Source organism: Carnobacterium sp. (assembly GCF_040274425.1).
This window is the reverse complement of sequence record NZ_JBEMBC010000106.1, coordinates 1-6,349: the sequence shown is the minus strand read 5'-3', so window position 1 is coordinate 6,349 and position 6,349 is coordinate 1. Positions and strand designations below refer to the sequence as shown.

General features: G+C 36.2%; 5 protein-coding genes and 1 pseudogene. All 6 read right to left on the bottom strand.

What is annotated here, in order from left to right:
- Nucleotides 1-90: 90 nt before the first annotated feature.
- Nucleotides 91-414, bottom strand: a pseudogene (locus ABS911_RS13595) (prolipoprotein diacylglyceryl transferase family protein); the annotation flags it as partial.
- 413 nt (nucleotides 415-827) lie between these two features.
- A complete protein-coding gene (locus tag ABS911_RS13590) occupies nucleotides 828-1,445 on the bottom strand; it encodes a DsbA family protein (protein ID WP_350468011.1) in 618 nt (205 codons plus the stop codon).
- 19 nt (nucleotides 1,446-1,464) lie between these two features.
- Complete coding sequence (locus tag ABS911_RS13585) at nucleotides 1,465-2,103, bottom strand: FMN-dependent NADH-azoreductase (RefSeq protein WP_350468010.1); 639 nt, start codon at nucleotides 2,101-2,103, stop codon at nucleotides 1,465-1,467.
- Between the two features lie 123 nt (nucleotides 2,104-2,226).
- Nucleotides 2,227-2,865 carry an NAD(P)-dependent oxidoreductase gene (locus tag ABS911_RS13580; RefSeq protein WP_350468009.1) on the bottom strand — a complete coding sequence of 213 codons (639 nt, stop codon included), beginning with the start codon at nucleotides 2,863-2,865 and terminating at the stop codon, nucleotides 2,227-2,229.
- Between the two features lie 248 nt (nucleotides 2,866-3,113).
- The gene (locus tag ABS911_RS13575) at nucleotides 3,114-3,914 is read right to left on the bottom strand and encodes a nuclear transport factor 2 family protein (protein ID WP_350468008.1); all 801 of its coding nucleotides are present in this window, start codon (nucleotides 3,912-3,914) and stop codon (nucleotides 3,114-3,116) included.
- A gap of 191 nt (nucleotides 3,915-4,105) precedes the next feature.
- Complete coding sequence (locus ABS911_RS13570; protein WP_350468007.1) at nucleotides 4,106-4,510, bottom strand: Rrf2 family transcriptional regulator; 405 nt, start codon at nucleotides 4,508-4,510, stop codon at nucleotides 4,106-4,108.
- Nucleotides 4,511-6,349: the final 1,839 nt, after the last annotated feature.

The following is a 6,349-nucleotide window of genomic DNA, read 5'->3' as shown; positions in this document are numbered from 1 at the left end:
TTCCAGAATCTCTTGCAATGCTCCTTCCATTTCCACTTTGTCGGTCTCTCTGTTAATTAACTGCCATCTGTCTAGCAGATCTTTACCTCCTTAATTTGCTGCTTTGGACAGTTTGGGCTCATCCTTATAATAGGGTACTGGCGGATAGGTATAGTACCTGCGATACATCAAAACACCCAGTGCTGCTACGAACAAAACGAGGGACAAGCCTTGTGAAACTCGTAAGAAATCGCCTATCCATAAGCTGTCTGTCCGCATGCCTTCAATAAAAAACCTTCCTGCTGAATACCAAATGACATAGCTGAGCGCCACTTCTCCTTGGCGAAGGAATTGATTCTTGTTCCGCAAAAGGAGCAACAAGGCGAAACCAACTAAACCCCATAAAGACTCATAAATAAAAGTGGGATGGTAATGTTTATTAATCCATGATCATTAGTCTTAAGTTATGACCACAAAAAAGAAACTACCTTAAATACGGGTATAAAGCATTCTACTTACTTGTATAATAAGTAACTGATACTTTATAAATTTAATAAAAAAGAAGGGCCACAACAAGTCCAATGATAAGAAGAATAATTCGATGATAAAACAAACCCCATCCTTCTGGATAATTTGAAGCGAAAAATAAAAGAATGCCAGTGCCCATAATAGAGTAGTCGTAATGAAAAATAAACTCTTTTCAGATTCTCATGTTTGGTGACAAGGTGTCCACTGTAAATTATAATAAAAACCGCACCCTAAAAGGGTGCGGCAATATTAGCTCATTTGATAAAAATACCGTTGTTCAACAAACCGTTGGATATAATCTCAATAGTCAACTACTCACATTAAGAAATAAGGTTTGCCAAACGTGCTTCAAGTTTTTCTGGAGTCATATCGGACCCACCAAAAGAAATCAATTCATCGCCTTTTTTCAAAAGCAATGTTGGATAGCTGGTAACCCCAAGTTGTCGAGCTTTTCTAAAATCGTTTAATGCTTCTTCTTTGCAATCTTTATCTTCTATTTTTGTTACGACCGCTTCTGGGTCTAGTCCGTTTGCGATAGCAATTTCTCGGTAAGTTTCCAAATCACTCAGGCTCTTGCCATCATGATAAAATGCCTGTTGCATGGCTGCAGCGAAATAATATGCACGATCTGGCGCAAATGAACGCAATGCAGCAAATCCGATTGCCGCATCTTCGGAATCAATGATAGCAGTCCCTTCCTCCAATAAGGATTGATAGGCAGGACCAAATTTGGCACCTAAAAGTTTATGGATCCTCTTATTGGCTTCTGGAATGTGTGGGAAATTGCCGATAGGTTGTTTAGAAAACAGACCGCCAGACACAATTTTCAGAGGCAATTCAGGATGATTCTCATGAAATTCTTTCAGACTTTTAGAGAAACCGTGGCACCAACCACAGTATGCATCCCATACATAAATTAATTCAAGATTTTTTTCCATTATAAATTCAGTCCTTTCATTAGAAGTTTAACGCAAGTTCTTTTGCGCGTAGAATAACATCTTCTTTGATTTCCTGTGCTTGTTCAGGAGCCTTATTGTGTCCTTCGACAAAAAGTCCTTCAAAAGTAGGGACACCAAAAAATTGCATCATTATTTGAAGATGGCGATGACCTGATTCTAGATCTGCGGCTGGAAATTCGGAATAGAAACCTCCGCGTGCTTGGATATGAAGTGCTTTCTTGTCCGTTAACAACCCAATTGCTTGACCTTGATCGCTATATCTAAACGTTTTCCCTGCTGAAGAGACTGCATCTAGATATGCTTTCATTACTGGCGGATAAGAGAAGTTCCAAAGTGGAGTAACAAATACATATTTATCGTAAGCTACAAACTGTTCAACAAGCTCAGCAAGACGACTAACTTTAGCTCCTTCTTCGGCAGTAAGTTCTTCAAAGGATTGTCCAGATCCTAATTTCCCCCATCCGCTAAATACATCTCCATCAATCTGTGGGATGTTTTCTTTATAAAGATCTAAATGTAAAACTTCATGTTCAGGATTTTTTTCTTTGTATGAGTTAATGAAGGCCTCCCCTGCAGCTATGCTGTAAGATTGAGTAGCATCATTCGGATTCGCAGTGATATATAATACTTTTTTCATAAAAATTAATTTTCCTTTCGTTATATAAATCCGTCGACATTAACGAATTCATTGTTTTAATTTTTTATAAATCTTATAAAAATAGAGGATATAGAGATAGAATCTATTTCATATTTCCCCTGTTTATTCAGCTTCACCAACGATGGTGAATCGCTCATTTAAATGTTGTGGGTTTTCAATTTCATCTAAAACAGCAATCGCGTAGTCTGCATAACTGATATAACTTTCATTTTTAGAATTAACTAGTAAGTGATCTTTTCCAGTTTTGTAAGACCCTGTTCTTTGTCCATCAGCATCGAATACTGCAGAGGGGCTGATAAAAGTCCATGAGATATCAGTTGTTGCTTGTAATTCTTCTAAATTGCGTCCCTGGCCTTTAGCTGTTGGTACAAAGGCATCTGGAAATTCAGGAGTATCAGCCAATTGAATGGTTTTAGCTTCATCTACATAAAGGCTGCCTGCGCCACCAACGATAATTGCTCTGGTATTTGTTCCTTTCAATGCTTCAATCAAAGTATGTCCCGCATCAACGTGCGCTTGTTCTTCTCCTAAAGGTGCACCAAAGGCATTTACAACTACCTCAAATTCCTTGATATCAGCTGACGTAAGGTCGAATATTGTTTTTTCAATTACTGAAATATTTTTTTCCTTTAGTTTTGTCGCATCTCTGACAATTGCTGTCACTTCATGGTTCCGATTGATTGCTTCCTTTAAGATGACAGTTCCTGCTTTTCCACTTGCTCCAATAATTCCAATTTTCATTATATAGCCTCCTAATAGCATAAAAATTTGTTGACTGTTTTTGTCTCTTTTACTTTTACCTGAAAGTGTATGATCAAAAGAGATGTCCCTGGTTATTGACTGAAGTAGCTCCTAAACTAGGGAATCCCCGCTCAAAATATGAGTCCCTCTAATGAGAAGAGGCTAAAATTTACCGTTCTCATTTGTCCATTCGTCTTTTGAAGGAATCGTTTCTAATACATCCCAGTGTTCGGCAATCTTACCGTTTTCTATTCTGAACAAATCATAGAAAGACGTATGGGTTCCGCTAAGGTGCCTTCGCTTACAGTTAATACAAAGTTCCCTTCCGCTACGACTAAATGAATGGTGTCATAGTTCATGGTAATACCTTGGTTTGCCCATTCTTCCAAGGCTGCTCCTAGTTCTGATAGCCCATCTGCAATGTTAGGATTGTGTTGAATGTAGTTATCGCCATCAAAGTAGGAAGTCAAATTGTCAGGGTTTTGTCCCATCAAGACATCTTTCACAAAGTTCTCTACGAGTTCTTTATTTTCAACTGTTTTATCGCTATCTTTTATAGTTGTTTCTCCATCAGTCATAGAGTGTCCACTAGCTGTATCTGCACTATTTTCCTGGATGTTGTCCCAATGTTCGACAATTTTACCTTCCTCGAATCTAAAAATATCAAAAATAACTTTTGAACCATTCAATTCATATTCTGAATGAACTGCTACTAGATCTCCCTCTTCTAAAACACGCTTCACGTCAACCTGAGTGTCGATAGATTTCAAGTAATCAAGTGAACCAATCAATCCTTCTCTACCATCCTCGAAAGTCAAGTTGTGCTGGATGTATTGTTCAGCGCTGACAAATTCCTCAGCCGCTTTCTTTTCTCCGCTTTGCAAACTTTCTAAAACTGCTACTGCCTTTTCTTTATTAGTCATTTCATTTACCTCCTGATTTTTTTGTGTGTTTTCTTCTATTGATTCCGAGCTGTTTGTTTGACTGCAGGCTGCTAGTACAACAGCGGTACCTATGACAAAAGCGATTGATAATAACGATTTTTTCATTTTATTAATAGACTCCTTTATTTTTGAATCAATTGTAACTTTATCAGTTACAATTGATTCAAAAAAAATTTCTCTTATTAGTTTATGAGAGCAAACTTTTAAGTTTGGTTGATCAGCCTAATGTAACTATATTTGTTACAGGTTGTTTTGTCAACAACAAAATGTTTAATTTTTATAAAAAGATCATCCCTCTATTCAGAAAGATGATCGATTACTGCTTGCAATGTTTTATTCCCTAGTTCTTTTTCCATAGCAGTTTGGACGTCATTAAATGTATCATCTAATGTTCCCTGTATATTTTTGCCGACTGGACAATTTGGGTTTGGCTTTTCATGTATAGAAAATAGCTCTCTTTCCAAATTAATTGCCTTATAGATATCTAAAAGTGTAATTTCCTTAGGATTCTTGGTTAATGAAGATCCAGTTATTCCAGCCCGAGAAGTCAGTAACCCTGCTTTTTTAAGATCGCTGCTTATTCTCCTGATGACAACAGGATTTGTCGTCACACTATCAGCGATTTGATCAGAAGAAAGATTGGGCTTAATGGCGATCAAAGCCAAGATATGAATTGCAACAGAAAGACGGGTATTAATCATGTAAATCACTCCTATGTAACAATAATAGTTACATTTAATCGTTTTGTCAATCTACTAAATAAGAAACATAGTAAAGAGATAGAACTATAGTGTGCTGACATATAATAGTTTGAAAGATAATGATTTATTTGTTCATCTTTTTTGATTTATGTATTTTATTCTTCCATTAGTCTATGATTCGGATTGCACTTGAAAGTAAAGTTGTGACATTCCAACCTTCCATTCTCTCTTTAATCATCTTGCCGCCCCTTTCAAATCTCACCTTTAATTTGCGCCTATGACCTTTGAAGGCTCGTCTATATAAAGATACTTTTTATCCGTTTGACCTTGCTAGGCTTTACTAGGTAAGGTAGGCATACTTTGTGAATGGTGAAAAATGGTGAAAGAGCATAAGGGAAAATGGTGCATTTTTATCATTTTCTTGATACAAGTTGTATCAACCTTGTAACAACAGTTAAAGCGGAAGTGGGTAAAACCCTTATTTCTACTTGCTTTTTAGCACCCTTAAACTTGATACAAGCTTGTTACAAGTTGATGCACTAATGCACCACTTTATGCAGTTTGTTGATGCAGTTTAAACCTTGATTTAATAGGCTTTTGAAGCGACTTGTATCAACAAAAAGTTTGTGAAAAAGTGCCTTTTTCCGTTAGGCCTTTCATTTTGGTAAGGTATATTTTTGAAAAAGCCTACCCTTGCCTTTGAAAATTTTTTGAAGAATTTTTCCTGATTCCTAACCTGCCCCTTTGGAGTGAATGCAAGATTTTTTTTCAAAACCTTGCCTATTCTTTTGGTTTGAACAGGAGATTTTTGGATGGAGCCTCGCCTATCATTTTGGTTTGAACAGGAGATTTTTGGATGGAGCCTCGCCCACTTTTTTTAAATTGATAATGAGAAATAATGATGGAGTCTTGCCTACACTTATATAATGAACAGGAATATTTTTGATGAAGCACTCGAAATATTTTTGACCTAACCCAAGCGAATGAACTAGACGAGGTGGAAGATAGTTTAGCTAAGACTGGGAATAAATGAAGTAAGGGCATCATGCTGACACCCACTAGTAGTTCTGACCATCCCACCGTATACTTAAATTGGAAAACAAAAAATACCAGAAAGGCATTGGCCATCTGGTATAAAAAATGATATATAAAATTATCTTAGATGATTACATTACTTGACGTTGTTCAGATGTGTTTGCGACTAGTTCTTCATGCTCTGCTTCAACTTCCAGATGAAAAAATTAGCATGTTCACTAGACCTTTTTCTAATGCCACAGATAAAGCTAACTCACGTAATTCCTATCTGACATCGTTAAATATTTTAAGATATTTTGTCGGAATCGCTTGTCCGAATATCAATATAAACGAACTCTTCACCATACAAAGCAATTTGATAATTCAAATCGATGATTAAACCACGCAATCTTTTTTAGCAACTACAGTTGAAGCATTCTAAGTGATACTTAGTGACTCTTCATTTGCTTAAGTAATCAATACTTTTTCGTTTTTTTAATCTATTATTGCTTCTATTATTTCTTATGAGGTAACGTTAATAATTCTACGGAATTCACATAGAATTTCAACGATTCATCATTATACTCCGTCTTAAGATCATCACTTTAATTGTTGATTTCTATAATTCATTAAGACATACAGACATAATTTAAATAAGTTGTCTATATAAATTAATATTATATAGATTTAAAGGTTAAGTAATTTGCGTAAAAATTGAGGTTAGTATATCAAGGTCAAAGGGGTTTTAGGAACACCTAAATTGGCGGCTAGCAACGGCAAAAGTTGGCACTTATAACGACTGATTGTGGGTGTTGTCGTTATAAG

Bases quoted from the DNA above. Each gene is read 5' to 3' on its own strand.
- ABS911_RS13590 (WP_350468011.1), bottom strand. From the start codon at position 1,445: ATGGAAAAAAATCTTGAATTAATTTATGTATGGGATGCATACTGTGGT.
- ABS911_RS13585 (WP_350468010.1), bottom strand. From the start codon at position 2,103: ATGAAAAAAGTATTATATATCACTGCGAATCCGAATGATGCTACTCAA.
- ABS911_RS13580 (WP_350468009.1), bottom strand. From the start codon at position 2,865: ATGAAAATTGGAATTATTGGAGCAAGTGGAAAAGCAGGAACTGTCATC.
- ABS911_RS13575 (WP_350468008.1), bottom strand. From the start codon at position 3,914: ATGAAAAAATCGTTATTATCAATCGCTTTTGTCATAGGTACCGCTGTT.
- ABS911_RS13570 (WP_350468007.1), bottom strand. From the start codon at position 4,510: ATGATTAATACCCGTCTTTCTGTTGCAATTCATATCTTGGCTTTGATC.